Source organism: Micromonospora sp. NPDC049282, assembly GCF_043197045.1.
Classification (GTDB): domain Bacteria; phylum Actinomycetota; class Actinomycetes; order Mycobacteriales; family Micromonosporaceae; genus Micromonospora.
Genome location: NZ_JBICSL010000006.1, coordinates 140,567 through 155,502 on the forward strand (window position 1 = coordinate 140,567; position 14,936 = coordinate 155,502).

Consider the following 14,936-nt stretch of genomic DNA (forward strand, 5'->3'; position numbering starts at 1 on the left):
CTTTGCGCTCACGCGGGGGCTCCCACCAGGTGCTTGAGCACCGAGGTGAAGAAGCCGAGGCCGTCCAGGGAGGGGCCGGTGAGCGCCTCCACCGCGTGCTCGGGGTGCGGCATGATGCCGACGACGTTGCCGGCCTCATTGGTGATCGCGGCGATGTCGCGCTGCGACCCGTTGGGGTTGCCGCCCAGGTAGCGGGCGACGACACGGCCCTCGGCCTCGAGCCGGTCCAGCGTGGCGGTGTCGGCCACGTAGCAGCCTTCGCCGTTCTTGACCGGGACGAGCACCTCCTGGCCCGGCTGGAACGCGTTGGTCCACGCGGTGCCGGTGGCCTCGATGCGCAGGGCCTGGTCGCGGTTGCGGAAGTGCAGGTGCTGGTTGCGGGTGAGCGCCCCGGGCAACAGGTGCGCCTCGCAGAGGATCTGGAAGCCGTTGCAGATGCCCAGCACCGGCAGGCCGCCGCGGGCGGCCTCCACGACGGCCGCCATCACCGGCGCGAACCGGGCGATGGCGCCGCAGCGCAGGTAGTCGCCGTAGGAGAAGCCGCCGGGCAGGACGACGGCGTCCACCCCGTGCAGGTCCGGGTCGCCGTGCCAGAGCCGGACCGGCTCGGCGCCGGCGATCCGGACGGCCCGGGCCGCGTCCCCGTCGTCGAGCGAGCCGGGGAAGGTCACCACACCGACCCGGGCGGTCACGAGTGCGCGCCCGCGTTCTCGTCGGCGGTGACCACGCGGACGGTGAAGTCCTCGATCACCGGGTTGGCGAGCAGCTTGTCGGCGATCTCGCGGGCCCGGTCAAGGTCCGGTTCGCCGGTGAACTCGATCTCGATCCGCCTGCCGATCCGGACCGAGGCGACGTCGCTGACGCCGAGCCGGGGCAGCGCGTTTGCGACGGCCTGGCCCTGCGGATCGAGGATCTCGGGCTTGAGCATGACGTCGACGACGACGCGAGGCACGGGGCACTCCTGACTGTGTACGCAGTTGGGTGCCGGCCCACAAACGGCCGAGCGCAGCCAGCCTACCTGGCAGATGCCGTCCCGCCCGCACCGGCCGGTGCCAGTTCGGACGATGATCGACGGGAGCCGCGACACGGGCCGCAGACCGTTGCGCGTTCGTTGCGGCATCGATACGTATTCGTTGCACGGCAGGGCCTGGACCGACCGCCCACAACCACTCCCACCAGGCATTTTGCCGATTGCGACCCGGCGACGGGACCGGTTCCCGACAGTGCCCCGCCACGCCGCGCGGCGCACCTCGCACGATCGAACTCACTCGATTCCCATCTTGTGACACGGCCCGACGCGCCCGTAGCATGCATCGTCAGACATCGATGTCATTGATCGATGTTCCCCGCCGGTCCACCCCGCCCGGCGGGCCCGATCGCACCCGGCGACCCCGGGTGTCCGCGCCGAAGGAGCCCCGACAATGCGCCTCCGTCCCCTGCTCGCCGTGCTGACCACCGCGCTGGCCGGCGTGCTGGCCACCGCATCCGGCGCCACCGCCGCCCCGGCCGGTCCGCAGCCGATCATCGGCGGCGGCACCGTCTCGTCCGCGCCGTGGGCCGCGGCCGTCTTCAGCAACGGCTCGTTCACCTGCTCCGGGAGCGTGATCGCGTCCCAGTGGGTGCTCACCGCCCGGCACTGCGTCAGCGGCACCATGTCGGTCCGGGTCGGCAGCGTCTACTACGCCTCGGGCGGTGTCACCCGCACCGTGAGCGCCTCCTACACCCGCAACGACCTGGCCCTGCTCCGGCTCTCCAGCACGGTCAGCACCTCCACCGTGTCGCTGGCCAGCAGCAACCCGCCGGTCGGCTCCACCAACTCGATCTACGGCTGGGGCATGACCTGCTACAGCGGCTGCGGCGCGTCGCCCCAGCTCAAGACCGCCAGCGTCCGGGTGACCAGCACCAGCGCCACCGACGCGTACGGCGGCCAGGCGATCCGGAGCACCCGGGTCGACGGCAACGCCTGGCGGGGCGACTCGGGCGGCCCGGAGTTCTACAACGGCCAGCAGGTCGGGGTGGCCTCCACCGCCGACGGCTCCAGCATCCAGAACTACGGCAGTGTCGCGTACAACCGGTCCTGGATCACCTCGGTGGCCGGTGTCTGACCCTTTCCACCTGATGCGGCGCGGATGGGCCGGGAGCCGCCCGGCCGTCCGCGCCGCGCCGTTTCGCAGCATCCGATCAGCTGCACACGGCACGCGAACCACCTCCGCCGCCGGCTGACAGCATCGAACCCGTGCTGGTCGTGACGACGGATCAACTGCCCGGCTACGAGATCCGCCAGATCCTCGGCGAAGTGGTCTCCTCGATGGCGAGGACCCGCAACCCGTACCGCGAGGGGGTCAAGAACCTGCGCGGTGGCGCCTACGACCCGATGGCGCCGGACAACCTCACCCGGTGGCGTACCGACTCGGTGGCGCGCCTGGGCGAGGAGGCGCAGCGGCTCGGCGCGAACGCGGTGATCGGCATGCGCTTCGACAGCCGAGACTGCGGCGAGATGTGGATGGAGATCTGCGCGTACGGCACCGCGGTCATCGTCGCGCCGACGACACCCGACGTCATGCCGCCGGACCAGCCGATGATCGCGGCCGAGACCGCCCACGAGCCGGAGATCGCCACCGCCCCCGGCGGCATCGCGGAACCGGCGAGCGCCCCCAACCTGAGTTCGGCGGCGGAAACCCCCACCGGCCCCTGACCCGCCCGGCGCCCGCCGCCTCCCCGCCCCCGCCCCACCGCCCGCTGATGCACGGAAAGTGTGGCTGTCGAGCGCGGAATGACCACTCTTTCCGTGAATCAGCATGGACCGCAGAGGGGGGAGGTCAGAGGATGGGGGGTGGGGAGTAGGTGGCGGCCTCGGGGTGGGCATGGACGATCTTGGTGATCCTCGCGTTGACCCGGGTCACCTGATCGTTGGCGGCGCCGGTGAAGGTGTTGCGGTCGGCGACCAGGGTGTCGATCTCGGAGCGGTTCAGTTTCAGGCGGCCGTCGGCGGCCAGGCGGTCGAACAGGTCGTTCTCGGCCGCGCCCTTCTCCCGCATGGCCAGCGCCACGGCGACCGCGTGCTCCTTGATCACCTCGTGCGCCACTTCCCGGCCGACGCCCCGGCGCACGGCGGCGACCAGGATCTTCGTGGTCGCCAGGAACGGCAGGAAGCGCTCCAGCTCCCGGTTGATCACCGCCGGGTACGGGCCGAACTCGTCCAGCACGGTGAGGAACGTCTGGAACAGGCCGTCGGCGGCGAAGAACGCGTCCGGCAGCGCCACCCGGCGCACCACCGAGCAGGAGACGTCGCCCTCGTTCCACTGGTCACCGGCCAGCTCGCCGACCATCGACAGGTAACCCCGGATGATCACCGCGAAGCCGTTCACCCGCTCGGAGGAGCGGGTGTTCATCTTGTGCGGCATCGCGCTGGACCCGACCTGGCCCGGCTTGAAGCCCTCGGTGACCAGCTCCTGGCCCACCATCAGCCGGATCGTGGTGGCCAGCGACGACGGCGCGGCGGCGACCTGCGCCAGCGCGGCGAGCACGTCGAAGTCCAGCGAGCGCGGGTAGACCTGGCCGACGCTGTCCAGCACCCGGGCGAACCCCAGGTGCCCGGCGACCCGGCGCTCCAGCTCGGCGACCTTGCCGGCGTCGCCGTCGAAGAGGTCGAGCTGGTCGGCCGCGGTGCCCACCGGACCCTTGATCCCGCGCAGCGGGTAGCGGCCGATCAGGTCCTCCAGCCGCTCGTACGCGATCAGCAGTTCCTCGGCGGCCGACGCGAAACGCTTGCCCAACGTGGTGGCCTGCGCCGCCACGTTGTGCGACCGGCCGGTCATCACCAGCGGTGAGTATTCGCCCGCGTGCCAGGCCAGCCGGACCAGCGTGGCGACCACCCGGTCCCGGATCAGCTCCAGCGACGCCCGGACCTGGAGCTGCTCGACGTTCTCGGTCAGGTCCCGGGAGGTCATCCCCTTGTGCACGTGCTCGTGGCCGGCGAGCGCGCTGAACTCCTCGATCCGGGCCTTCACGTCGTGCCGGGTGACCCGCTCACGCGCGGCGATCGACGCCAGGTCGACGTCGTCGACCACCCGCTCGTACGCCTCGACCACCCCGTCCGGCACCGGCACGCCGAGGTCACGCTGGGCCCTGAGCACCGCCAGCCAGAGCCGGCGTTCCATCCGGACCTTCTCCTCCGGCGACCAGAGGGCGACCAGCTCGGGTGAGGCGTACCGGTTGGCGAGCACGTTCGGGATCGTCGTCACGGGGCCATTCTTTCGTACCCGCCGGCCGGTCCCGGTCGGGGTGGCCGCGCCAGGATGTGGAACAGGGCGGCGGTCGCCTCCGCCTCGGTGGGGTACCGGCACCGCAGCCGGTACCGGCCACGTTCGTAGGGGCCGATCTCCCAGCCGCCGTCGCCGCGCCTCAGGAACCAGAAGTCGGGCGGGACCGGCTGGTGCTCGTGCGCGGCGACGCCCGGCACCGATCGGGCCGGACGTCGCCGCGGTCGAGGAATCAGCTGCCGGGCAGCGTGACCGTCGGGTCCAGGGCGATGCCCAGTTGCCGCGCCCGGGTCATCGGGAACTCACCCTTCACGTTCGAGGCGAGCGTCACCCGCAGCCAGGTGCCGTCACTCCGGCGCACCTCGATCTGCCGCTCCACGGTGGCGCCGTCCCGACGGATCGTGGTGGTGCGCCACCGCTCACCGCGCGGGCCGGCACCCGCCTCGCAGGTTCGCGTCGGATCGGGCTCGCCGCAGCCGAGTTCGCCGGCCGGAACCGCGTCACCCCGCCGGATGTCCACCGACAACAGCCCGGCCACCCGCTTGACCATGACCCGGCCGTAGCCCCAGTAGGTGTCGGTCGTGTTCCGGTTCTCCGCGCCGCGGTCGCTCCAGCCCGCGCCGAGGTCGTTCGCGGTGAACACGGGCCCCTTGCCCTCCGCGCCGGTGACACCCGGGTTCTGCCGCTGGATCGCGGCGAGCACCCAACTGTCGATCAACTGCCGGCGGGCGCGCTTGTCGCCACGGAGCGGGTCGGCGGCCACCTCGACGACCGCCGGGTCGAGCGCCAACGCGACCATCTGCCCCTCAGTGAGCGGCGGATCCTCGTCCTCACCCACGATCTGCACCTGGATCTCCAGCCCGTCGGCCCGTCTCACCGAGACCGAGCGGATCACGGTGAAGCCGGTGGGACTCCGCTTGAACATGAGATCCGGGTTACGGGCGGAACCGGTCCGGATCATCTCGCCGCCCGGCCCGGTCCGGATGGTGCAACTGGCCTTTCCCGCCTGCTTGGGAGGGCAAGGATGCCGCGGCTGCGGATCGAGCGGAATGCCCACCGTGAAGTAGCCGACTGAGTCCCCGACACGCACCCGCCCCTGACCCCCGTAGCCGTCGGGGGTGTAGCCGCTTGTGCTCGCTCCCGAATTCCACACCCCCGAGCCCTCCCAGGCCCGATCCTGGCGGATCCACTCCAGGCCCGGCGCCACCCGGCTCATCGCCTCGAAGATCGCGTGGTCGGTGCGGGTGAACGTCTGGTTCTGGCCGGGCGGCGGGACCCGTACCGTCGGGCTCGGCGCCACCGCCGGCGCCGTCCGCGGATGACCGCCGGTCACGGCCGCCCCGATCGCGATCGCCCCGACCGCGACGGCTGCCGCGCCGACCACGCCGAGCCGGCGGAGCCGGAGACGGCGGCGTTGCCGGGCGATCAGCCGGTCCAGGTCGATCGCGCTGGGCGGCACCTCGCCGACCGCCTCGTCGAAGATCACTCGGTAGCTCACGCGCTCTCCCCGCTCACGTCGATCGAGGCCAGGGCGCGCAGGCTCGCCAGCCCGCGGGCCGCCTGGCTCTTCACGGTGCCCGCGCTGACTCCCAGCGCCCGGGCGGTCTCCTCGACGGAGAGGTCGCAGTAGAAGCGCAGGACCACCACCGCCCGCCGCCGTGGCGGCAGCTGCGCCAACAGTTCGAGGAGCTGTTCCCGGTCGGCCAGCGCCGCCTCCGGCAGGTACGCCTCGGCGTGGTCGGGCACCTCGTCGGTCGATCGCTCCCGGCGCCACGGGCGCCGCCGCTCGTCCAGCCAGGCGTTGGTGAGCATGCCGCGGACGTACGCGTCGACGTGCTCCACGCGGCGCACCCGACGCCAGTGTCGGTAGAGCTTGCCGACGGTGATGGCGACCAGGTCGTCCGCCGTGTGCCAGTCCCGGCACAGCAGGAAGGCGGTGACCCGTAACGGCTCCAGCCGGGCGCTCACGAACTGCCGGTACTCGTCCTCGTCGGCCTGGTTCACCGCAGCGGACCTTGTGTGCGTCTCATGTCTGGGGAACGGGGGCACCGGCCGTGCGGGTTGCCCCGGCCGCGAAAGTCGACCGGGGCGCCCCGGTCAGCGCTCCAGGATCGCGGTCACGCCCTGCCCGCCGGCCGCGCAGATGGAGATCAGGCCACGCCCGCTGCCCTTGGCGTCGAGCAGCTTGGCCAGCGTGGCGACGATCCGGCCGCCGGTGGCGGCGAACGGGTGCCCGGCAGCAAGCGACGAGCCGTTGACGTTGAGCTTCTCCCGGTCGATCGCGCCGAGCGGCGCGTCCAGGCCCAGCCGCTCGGTGCAGAACTCCGGCGACTCCCAGGCCGCCAGCGTGGCCAGCACCTGCGAGGCAAACGCCTCGTGGATCTCGTAGAAGTCGAAGTCCTGGAGCTTGAGCCCGGCCCGGGCCAGCATCCGGGGCACCGCGTAGGCGGGCGCCATCAGCAGACCCTCGTCGCCGTGCACGAAGTCCACGGCGGCCGTCTCGGACCAGGAGAACCAGGCCAGCACCGGCAGGTTGTGCGCCCGGGCCCACTCCTCGGAGGCGAGCAGCACGGTCGACGCGCCGTCGGTGAGCGGCGAGGAGTTGCCGGCGGTCATGGTGGCCCGCTCGGCGTCCGGGCCCTTCGTGCCGAAGACCGGCTTGAGCGAGCCGAGCTTCTCCACCGAGGTGTCCGGCCGGAGGTTCTGGTCGCGGGTGAGCCCCAGGTAGGGGGTCATCAGGTCGTCGAAGAACCCCTTCTCGTACGCGGCCGCGAGCCGCTGGTGCGAACGGAGCGCCAGCTCGTCCTGGGCCACCCGGTCGACGTTCCAGCGCAGCGCGGTCACCGCCGCGTGGTCGCCCATCGACAGCCCGGTGCGCGGCTCGGCGTTACGTGGGATCTCCGGCTTGAACGGCTGGAGCGGGCGCAGCTTCGCCGCCACCTTGAGCCGCTCGCCGAGGGTCCGGGCGGAGTTGAGCTGGATCAGCGTGCGGCGCATGTCCTCGTTGACGGCCAACGGGGCGTCCGAGGTGGTGTCCACGCCGCCGGCGATGCCCACCTCGATCTGCCCGAGGGCGATCTTGTTGGCGACCAGGATGGCGGCCTCCAGCCCGGTGCCGCACGCCTGCTGGACGTCGTACGCCGGGGTGTGCGGGTCGAGCCGGGAGCCGAGCACCACCTCGCGGGTGAGGTTGAAGTCACGCGAGTGCTTGAGCACCGCGCCGGCCACCACCTCGCCGACCCGCTCGCCGGCCAGCCCGAACCGGGCGACCAGCCCGTCGAGCGCCGCGCCCAGCATGTCCGCGTTGGACGCGTGCGCGTAGCGCGAGTTGGACCGGGCGAAGGGGATGCGGTTGCCGCCGATGACCGCGACCCGCCGGACACTCTGCACGATCAGCCTCCTGTTAACTGTTGCCCGAACCCTACTCGCCAGTAGGCTACGCCTATGACCGACAGGTACGCGAGCTTCGTCCAGACGGGGGCCGGTCGCGCGCTGGTCAAGCGCCTCGGCCTGCCCGACCCGCCCCGACTGCGCCGGCACACGCCGGGCGACCCGCTCGTTCCCGGGCCGGTCCTGCTCGGCGCCGCGACCGGCGGCCGGCTCGCCGAGCCGGCCGCCAAGATCCTGACCGCCGCCGGGGTCGAGCTGGCCGACCCGGCCGCCTCGACCGGCGACAGCCGCTTCGCGGCGTTGGTGTACGACGCCAGCGGCGTCACCGACTCCACCGGGCTGCGCCAGCTGTACGACTTCTTCCACCCGCAGGCCCGCTCGTTGCTGCCCAGCGGCCGGGTGATCGTGCTGGGCACGCCGCCGGCCGAGTGCGGCTCGCCCCGGGAGGCGACCGCCCAGCGCGCCCTGGAGGGGCTGACCCGCAGCATCGGCAAGGAGTTCGGCCGCGGCGTCACCGCCCAACTGGTGTACGTCACCCGCGACGGGGACGCCGGCACCCCGGTGAGCCTGGAATCCACCCTGCGCTTCCTGCTCTCCGGCCGCTCCGCGTACGTCTCGGGCCAGGTGGTCCGGGTCGGCGCCGGCACCGCCGTCGCGCCGGCCGACTGGGACCGCCCGCTGGACGGGCAGGTGGTGCTGGTCACCGGCGCGGCCCGGGGCATCGGCGCGGCGCTGGCGAAGGTGCTCGCCCGCGACGGCGCGCAGGTGGTGGCGCTGGACGTGCCGGCGGCCGGGGACGAGCTGGCCGCGGTCGCCAACGAGGTCGGCGGCAGCGCGGTGCAGCTCGACCTGACCGCGCCGGACGCGCCGACCCGGCTGGCCGAGCACCTGGCGTCCCGGCACGGCCGCGTCGACGTGGTGGTGCACAACGCCGGCATCACCCGGGACAAGACGCTCGGCCGGATGGACGCCGACCGGTGGGACTCGGTGCTCGACGTGAACCTGTCCAGCCAGGAGCGGATCAACGACGTGCTGCTGGAGCGCGACCTGATCCCGGCCGGCGGCCGGATCGTCTCGGTCTCCTCGATCGCCGGGATCGCCGGCAACCGGGGGCAGACCAACTACGCGACAAGCAAGGCCGGTGTGATCGGCCTGGTCGATTCGCTCTCCCCGGTGCTGCGCGAGCGCGGCATCAGCTTGAACGCGGTCGCGCCCGGGTTCATCGAGACCCGGCTGACCGCACGCATCCCGCTGGCCATCCGCGAGGCGGGCCGGCGGATGAACAGCATGGCCCAGGGCGGCCTGCCGGTGGACGTGGCCGAGACGATCGGCTGGCTCTCCTGGCCGGCGTCCGGCGCGGTCAGCGGCAACGTGGTCCGGGTCTGCGGCCAGAGCCTGCTGGGGGCGTGATGGCATCCCGCGACCACGAGGCCGACGACCTCACCCTGCACGACCTGATCGAGGGCCCCACCCAGGACCTCACCTCGGCCCGCGCCGCCGCGCTGGCCGCCCAGGCCACCCCGGCCGAGCCGACCCAGGACCTGTCCGCGCTCGCCCCACCCCGCTCCGTCGATGATGAAGTTGACGGCACCTCCGGGGACCCACAACGCGGCCAACTTCTTGATCGACCGGGTGGGGGGCCGGCCGGGCGGAAGCGCGTCGAGCTGGGTCGGCTGCCTGCGGCCGGGGCGCTCTACCGGCGGGCGATGCTGGGGGCGCTGCCCGGGACGGGGCGGCGGCGGGGGCGGGAGCTGCCTGCTGTGGAGCTGGGCGTCGCCGGGGTGACGGTGGACCGGGATCACCTGGCCGACTACGACCGGGTCTGTGGGTTCCGGCTGGCCGACCGGCTGCCGGCGACCTACCTGCACGTGCTCGGGTTCCCGCTGTCGCTGCGGCTGATGACCGCCGCCGACTTCCCCATCCCGCTCACCGGCGTGGTGCACGTGGCCAACCGGATCACCGTGCACCGGCCGGTCCAGGTCGGCGAGAGCGTCGACTTCCACACGTACGCGGAGAACCTGCGCCCGCACGAGCGGGGCCGGCAGCTCGACGTGGTGCTGGTCGGCTCGGTCGGTGGCGAGGAGGTCTGGCGGGGCGTGTCGACGTACCTCGGGAAGGAGCGTGCGGCCGGCGGCGGCCCGCGGCGCGACCGGGGGGACCGCCCGGCGCCGCCGGCCGCCTCGGCCCGGTGGCGGGTGACGCCGCGGGTGGGTACGGACTACGCGCGGGTCTCCGGCGACCACAACCCGATCCACACCTCGAAGCTGGGCGCGCGGCTGTTCGGCTTTCCCCGCCCGATCGCGCACGGCATGTGGAGCAAGGCCCGCTGCCTGGCCGCGCTGGAGAACCGGCTGCCGGACGCGTACACCGTGGACGTGGCGTTCAAGCTGCCGGTGCCGTTGCCGTCCACGGTGGCGTTCAGCGCCGCCGCCGCCGACGGCCCGGGCTGGGACTTCGCGCTGCACGGCGCCCGTGACGGCAGGCCGCATCTGGTCGGCACCGTCCGCTGAGGAAAGAGGGGACTTGGCGTCCCCTCTTTCGTGCGTTAAGTTGTTCTCAGATTGAGTTATTCTCAACTTGAGAAAGCGAGAGCCGTGAACGAGCAGGACTTCCTGGCCGGATACGACCCCCGGGACTACCCGGCGGTCGCGGTCACCGTCGACGTGGTGGCGCTGACCATCCGCGAGGGCGCGCTGCACCTGCTGCTGATCCGCCGGGGCGCGCCGCCGTACGCGGGGCACTGGGCGCTGCCCGGCGGCTTCGTCCGCCCGGACGAGGACCTGGCGGCCGGCGCGCGGCGCGAACTGGCCGAGGAGACCGGGCTCGGCGGCGAACGCCTGCGCCGGGTGCACCTGGAACAGCTCGGCAGCTACGGCGCGCCCGACCGGGACCCGCGCATGCGGGTCGTCTCGATCGCCCACCTGGCGTTCGCCCCCGACCTGCCGGACCCGGTCGCCGACACCGACGCCGACGAGGCGATCTGGCTGCCGGTCACCGCGCTGGCCAGCCGGCAGCTCGCCTTCGACCACGGCCGGATCATCGACGACGGGCTGGAGCGGGCCCGGTCCAAGCTGGAGTACACGCCGCTGGCCACCCGGTTCCTCGCCCCCGAGTTCACCGTCACCGAACTGCGCGCGGTCTACGAGACGGTCTGGGGCGAACCGCTGCACGCCGGCAACTTCCACCGCAAGGTGCTCTCCGTGCCGGGCTTCGTGGAGAGCACCGGCGCCAGCACCGAGCGCGGCGGCGCCCGGGGCGGCCCGCGCGCCAAGCTCTACCGCCCCGGCACCGCCCGCCTGCTCCACCCCGCCCTGCTCCGGAGCCTCCGATGAGGGGTAAGGAGGGGCCCCCTGTCAACGCCTCCGGTAGAGAAGGGCACCCGTCTCACCGGCAGCTGAAGGCGCCTCGGCATCCCAGCGACAACGATTTGATGAGGCGGGAGGGGCGGGCGCTGCGGCGGATCGCGGAGCGCGGCGACCCGCGCCACCTCGCGTACGTGCCCAGGCTGGTCGACTCCTACCCGGTGCGTGACCCGGCGAGCGGCGCGCAACTGCTTGTCAACGTGCTGGAGACGGTGCCCGGGCTGCACAGCCTGGAGGACGTGCGCCGCGCGTACCCCGACGGGGTCGACCCGCGCGACGCGGCCTGGATGTGGCGGCGGCTGCTGGTCGCGCTCGGCCTGGCCCACCGCGCCGGCGTGGTGCACGGCGCGGTGCTCCCCCGCAACGTGCTGATCGAACCGGACGCGCACGGCCTGGTGCTTGTCGACTGGTGCTTCTCGGCCGAGCCCGGCGGGCTGGTGCCGGCGCTGGTGACCGGCATGGCCGACTGGTATCCGCCGGAGGTCACCGCGAAGCGGCCCTGCGGCCCGGGCACCGACATCGCGCTGGCGGCCCGCTGCCTCACCTGGCTGATGGCCGACCGCGCGCCCCGCGAGCTGCGTGCCTTCGCCGACGGCTGCCGACAGCCCGCGCTGTCCGCCCGGCCCGACGACGCCTGGCGGCTGCTGCGCGAACTCGACGAGGTGCTGGACCGGCTCTACGGGCCACGCACCTTCCGACCCTTCACCCTCAACCCCTAGGGAGGCTGCCATGGGCAGCGGAATCTGGTCCACCGACGTGTACGACGCCGCCGACCGCTACCGGCGGAAGACCGGCCGGAGCGCCTTCTCCTACAGCGACAGCGGGGCGCGGACCGTGCACCCCGCGCTCGACCCGCGCGGCGCGACGCGGGAGAGCCGCGACTCCGCCGAACACCCGCAGTCGACACCGATCGCGGTGCTCTTCGACGTCACCGGCTCGATGGGCCACGTGCCCCGGGTGCTGCAGGGCAAGCTGCCGCAACTGCTCGGCCTGCTCCAGCGCCAGGGGTACGCCCGCGACCCGCAGGTCATGTTCGGCGCGATCGGCGACGCCACCTGCGACCGGGTGCCACTGCAGATCGGGCAGTTCGAGTCCGACAACCGGATGGACGACGACCTCGGCCGCATCGTGCTGGAAGGCGGCGGGGGCGGGCAGATGATGGAGTCGTACGAGCTGGCGCTGCACTTCATGGCCCGGCACACGGTCACCGACAGTTGGGCCAAGCGGGGCCGGCGCGGCTACCTGTTCGTCATCGGCGACGAGCTGGCGTACCCCCGGTTGAAGGCCCGTGAGGTGGCCCGGCTGATCGGTGACGAACTGGCCGAGGACCTGCCGATCCGGCAGGTCGTGGACGAGGTGACCGCCCGCTGGGACACCTACTACCTGCTGCCGGCCGGCAGTCACTACGCGGGCAACCGCAAGGTGCTCGACTTCTGGCGCGGCCTGCTCGGGCAGAACGCGGTCGAGCTGGACGACCTGGACGCGGTCTGCGAGACCATCGCGCTCACCGTCGGCCTCGGCGAACAGGCCATCGACCTGGACGCCGGCCTGGACGACCTGGCCCGGACCGGCTCGACCGCCACCCGTACCGTCTCCCGGGCGCTCGCCCGCCTCGGCGGTGACCGGCGGGCGGTGGCGGCGCTGCCGTTCACCCCGACCGACGGTGAGAGCGGGGTCACCCGGCTGTGAACCACGTGATGGTGGTCGACCTCGGCTACGGCGACGCCGGCAAGGGCACGGTCGTCGACCTGCTCTGCGCCACCCGCCCGGTGCACACCGTCGTCCGGTTCAACGGGGGCGCGCAGGCGGCGCACAACGTCGTGCTGCGCGACGGACGGCAGCACACGTTCGCGCAGTTCGGCGCCGGGACGTTCCGCCCCGGCGTACGGACGCACCTGGCGCGGCACGTGGTGGTGGACCCGCTGGCGCTGGCCGCCGAGGCCGACCACCTCGCGGCGGTCGGGGTGCCCGACGCGCTCGACCGGTTGACCGTGGACGGGGAGGCGCTGCTGGCCACCCCGTACCACCGGGCCGCCAACCGGGCCCGGGAGATCGCCCGGGGTGCCGACCGGCACGGCTCCTGCGGGCTGGGGGTGGGCGAGGCCGTCGCGTACGGCCTCGCCCACCCCGACGAGGCGCCCCGGGTGGCCGACTGCCGCCGCCCGGCGGTGCTGCGCCGCCGGCTGGCCGCGCTGCGCGACCGGCTCACCGCCGAACTCGGGCCGCTGGACGCGCCGCCGGTCGCCGACTGCCTGCCGGCGTACGCCGCCTTCGCCGACCGGGTCGCGATCGTCGACCGGAGCTGGCTGGCCGGGGCGCTGCGCAACGGCACCTGTGTCTTCGAGGGCGCGCAGGGGGTGCTGCTGGACGAGTGGCACGGCTTCCACCCGTACACCACGTGGAGCACCACGACGTTCGCCAACGCCGAGACGCTGCTCGCCGAGGCCGGGATGGCCGGCGCCGCGCAGCGGCTCGGGGTGCTGCGGGTGACCACCACCCGGCACGGCCCCGGGCCGCTGGTCACCGAGGACCCGGCGCTGCCGTTCACCGACCCGCGCAACCCCACGAACGCCTGGCAGGGCCGGTTCCGGTTCGGGCACTTCGACGCGGTCGCCCACCGGTACGCGCTGGAGGCGGCCGGCGGCGTGGACGGGCTGGCGCTGACCCACCTCGACCTGGCCGGTCCTTGGCTGCGGATCTGTCACCGGTACGCCGGGCTCGACCGTCTTGTGCCCGGCCGGGCCGGGGACCTGGAGCGGCAGGCCGCGTTGACCGGGCGGCTGATGCTTGCGCGGCCGGTGCTGGACGAGGCGCCGACCGACTGGGCGGCGGCGGTCGAGGAGGCGCTCGGCGCGCCCGTGCTGCTCACCTCGCACGGCGCCACGGCGGAGGAGAAGGCGGGGCCCCTTGTTAACGCATTTTGTACAGGAAGGGGCCCCGCTTAACACCCCAACGTCGAGCATGGGGGCATGGGGGACGTGCTCGACCTGCTGCACCAGACGGTGACGTCGCCGTGGGTGTATCTGGTGATCATTGCGGTCACCGCCGTCGACGCGTCCTTCCCGGCGGTGCCGGGTGAGACCGTGGTGATCACCGCCGGGGTCTTCGCGGCGGGCGGAGCGCCGAACCTGGTGGCGGGGCCGTCACCGGGCTGTTCGAGGCCGGCCGCTGGGCCCGCCGCCGGGCGCGCGCCCGGGCCGCGGCGCGGCGCGGCTGTTAACAGGGGGCCCCGCCGCTACCGAAGGCGTTAAGAGGGGCCCCTCCTTACTCCGAGGCGGGGCGCCAGGTGATGCCGCGCAGGAGTTGGTCGGCGCCGAGCCAGGCGACGTTCATCATCCGGGTGGCGGTCTTCTCGGCGTCGGCCTCGGGGTGGTCGGCGAGCCAGTCGGCCAGCGACTCGGTGGCGCCGACCAGCGCGTACGCGACCACCTCCAGGTCGGTGGCGCCGACCTCGCGCCCGGAGGCGCGCAGCGCGTGGTCGAGCATCTCGGCGACCACCTCGACCAGCCGGCCGCGCATGGTGGCCAGCTCGGCGGCGAACGGCTGGGAGCCGCGCGCCTGCCGGTAGAGCACCGCCCAGCCGTCCCGGTGTGCGCCGACGAAGCCGAAGAACGCGCGCAGCCCGCGCCAGAGCCGCTCGTCGGCGGGGAGTTCGGGGGCGGCGGCCCCGGCGATGGCCTCCATCATCCGGGTGCCCTCGCGGTGCAGGCAGGCGACGAAGAGCTCCTCCTTGGTGCCGAGGTAGGCGTAGACCATCGGCTTGGAGATGCCGGCGTCGTCGGCGATCTCGTCCATGCTGGCCGCGTGGAAGCCGCGCCGGGAGAAGACCTTGACAGCCGCGTCGAGCATCTGCTGCTCGCGTACGGCCCGGGGCAGGCGCTTGAAGGTCGGTGGGCTGGACACCCTTGCGAGCATACCTACT

Annotated in this window: 16 protein-coding genes and 1 pseudogene; 9 read left to right on the forward strand and 8 right to left on the reverse strand. The window is 73.3% G+C overall.

Features of this window, described 5'->3' with window-relative positions:
* Positions 1 to 8 precede the first annotated feature (8 nt).
* Complete coding sequence (gene purQ, locus ACGFI2_RS13305) at positions 9 to 692, reverse strand: phosphoribosylformylglycinamidine synthase subunit PurQ (RefSeq protein ID WP_393515362.1); 684 nt, start codon at positions 690 to 692, stop codon at positions 9 to 11.
* On the reverse strand, positions 689 to 952 hold the full coding sequence (gene purS, locus ACGFI2_RS13310; protein WP_393515365.1) for a phosphoribosylformylglycinamidine synthase subunit PurS: 264 nt from the start codon (positions 950 to 952) through the stop codon (positions 689 to 691). The genes purQ and purS overlap by 4 nt, the downstream gene beginning before the upstream one ends.
* Before the next feature lie 469 nt (positions 953 to 1,421).
* Here purS and ACGFI2_RS13315 point away from each other — a divergent pair, with 469 nt between their 5' ends.
* Entirely contained in the window at positions 1,422 to 2,105 is a 684-nt protein-coding gene (locus ACGFI2_RS13315; protein WP_393515368.1) for a S1 family peptidase, read from the forward strand.
* A pseudogene (locus ACGFI2_RS13320) lies at positions 2,102 to 2,695 on the forward strand (YbjQ family protein). The gene ACGFI2_RS13315 and the pseudogene ACGFI2_RS13320 overlap by 4 nt, the downstream one beginning before the upstream one ends.
* A gap of 124 nt (positions 2,696 to 2,819) precedes the next feature.
* On the opposite strand, the gene purB reads toward ACGFI2_RS13320, so the two are convergent.
* The 5 genes from purB to ACGFI2_RS13345 all read right to left on the reverse strand — a co-directional run bounded on the left by purB (position 2,820) and on the right by ACGFI2_RS13345 (position 7,652).
* Positions 2,820 to 4,244, reverse strand: a complete 1,425-nt coding sequence (purB, locus tag ACGFI2_RS13325) for an adenylosuccinate lyase (RefSeq protein ID WP_393515371.1) — start codon at positions 4,242 to 4,244, stop codon at positions 2,820 to 2,822.
* On the reverse strand, positions 4,241 to 4,462 hold the full coding sequence (locus ACGFI2_RS13330; protein WP_393515373.1) for a hypothetical protein: 222 nt from the start codon (positions 4,460 to 4,462) through the stop codon (positions 4,241 to 4,243). Before ACGFI2_RS13330 ends, purB begins: the two co-directional genes overlap by 4 nt.
* A 32-nt stretch (positions 4,463 to 4,494) precedes the next feature.
* The gene (locus ACGFI2_RS13335) at positions 4,495 to 5,760 is read right to left on the reverse strand and encodes a hypothetical protein (RefSeq protein ID WP_393515376.1); all 1,266 of its coding nucleotides are present in this window, start codon (positions 5,758 to 5,760) and stop codon (positions 4,495 to 4,497) included.
* The gene (locus tag ACGFI2_RS13340; protein ID WP_393515379.1) at positions 5,757 to 6,266 is read right to left on the reverse strand and encodes a SigE family RNA polymerase sigma factor; all 510 of its coding nucleotides are present in this window, start codon (positions 6,264 to 6,266) and stop codon (positions 5,757 to 5,759) included. Before ACGFI2_RS13340 ends, ACGFI2_RS13335 begins: the two co-directional genes overlap by 4 nt.
* Before the next feature lie 93 nt (positions 6,267 to 6,359).
* A complete protein-coding gene (locus ACGFI2_RS13345) occupies positions 6,360 to 7,652 on the reverse strand; it encodes an acetyl-CoA C-acetyltransferase (RefSeq protein ID WP_393515382.1) in 1,293 nt (430 codons plus the stop codon).
* Positions 7,653 to 7,706: 54 nt separating this feature from the next.
* On the opposite strand from ACGFI2_RS13345, the gene ACGFI2_RS13350 reads away from it, so the two are divergent.
* From ACGFI2_RS13350 to ACGFI2_RS13380, 7 genes are all read left to right on the forward strand, one after another.
* Complete coding sequence (locus ACGFI2_RS13350; RefSeq protein WP_393515384.1) at positions 7,707 to 9,062, forward strand: 3-oxoacyl-ACP reductase; 1,356 nt, start codon at positions 7,707 to 7,709, stop codon at positions 9,060 to 9,062.
* A complete protein-coding gene (locus tag ACGFI2_RS13355; RefSeq protein WP_393515387.1) occupies positions 9,062 to 10,162 on the forward strand; it encodes a MaoC/PaaZ C-terminal domain-containing protein in 1,101 nt (366 codons plus the stop codon). The genes ACGFI2_RS13350 and ACGFI2_RS13355 overlap by 1 nt, the downstream gene beginning before the upstream one ends.
* A gap of 84 nt (positions 10,163 to 10,246) precedes the next feature.
* Complete coding sequence (locus ACGFI2_RS13360) at positions 10,247 to 10,984, forward strand: NUDIX domain-containing protein (RefSeq protein WP_393515390.1); 738 nt, start codon at positions 10,247 to 10,249, stop codon at positions 10,982 to 10,984.
* Positions 10,985 to 11,082: 98 nt separating this feature from the next.
* Entirely contained in the window at positions 11,083 to 11,733 is a 651-nt protein-coding gene (locus tag ACGFI2_RS13365) for a serine/threonine protein kinase (protein ID WP_393515393.1), read from the forward strand.
* A 10-nt stretch (positions 11,734 to 11,743) separates the two neighbouring features.
* Positions 11,744 to 12,703, forward strand: a complete 960-nt coding sequence (locus ACGFI2_RS13370; protein ID WP_393515396.1) for a hypothetical protein — start codon at positions 11,744 to 11,746, stop codon at positions 12,701 to 12,703.
* The gene (locus ACGFI2_RS13375; RefSeq protein ID WP_393515399.1) at positions 12,700 to 13,959 is read left to right on the forward strand and encodes an adenylosuccinate synthetase; all 1,260 of its coding nucleotides are present in this window, start codon (positions 12,700 to 12,702) and stop codon (positions 13,957 to 13,959) included. Before ACGFI2_RS13370 ends, ACGFI2_RS13375 begins: the two co-directional genes overlap by 4 nt.
* A 24-nt stretch (positions 13,960 to 13,983) precedes the next feature.
* Positions 13,984 to 14,265, forward strand: a complete 282-nt coding sequence (locus ACGFI2_RS13380; RefSeq protein WP_393515402.1) for a hypothetical protein — start codon at positions 13,984 to 13,986, stop codon at positions 14,263 to 14,265.
* Positions 14,266 to 14,278: 13 nt separating this feature from the next.
* Here ACGFI2_RS13380 and ACGFI2_RS13385 read toward each other — a convergent pair whose 3' ends face one another.
* Positions 14,279 to 14,917, reverse strand: a complete 639-nt coding sequence (locus tag ACGFI2_RS13385; protein ID WP_393515405.1) for a TetR/AcrR family transcriptional regulator — start codon at positions 14,915 to 14,917, stop codon at positions 14,279 to 14,281.
* Between the last annotated feature and the right edge of the window lie 19 nt (positions 14,918 to 14,936).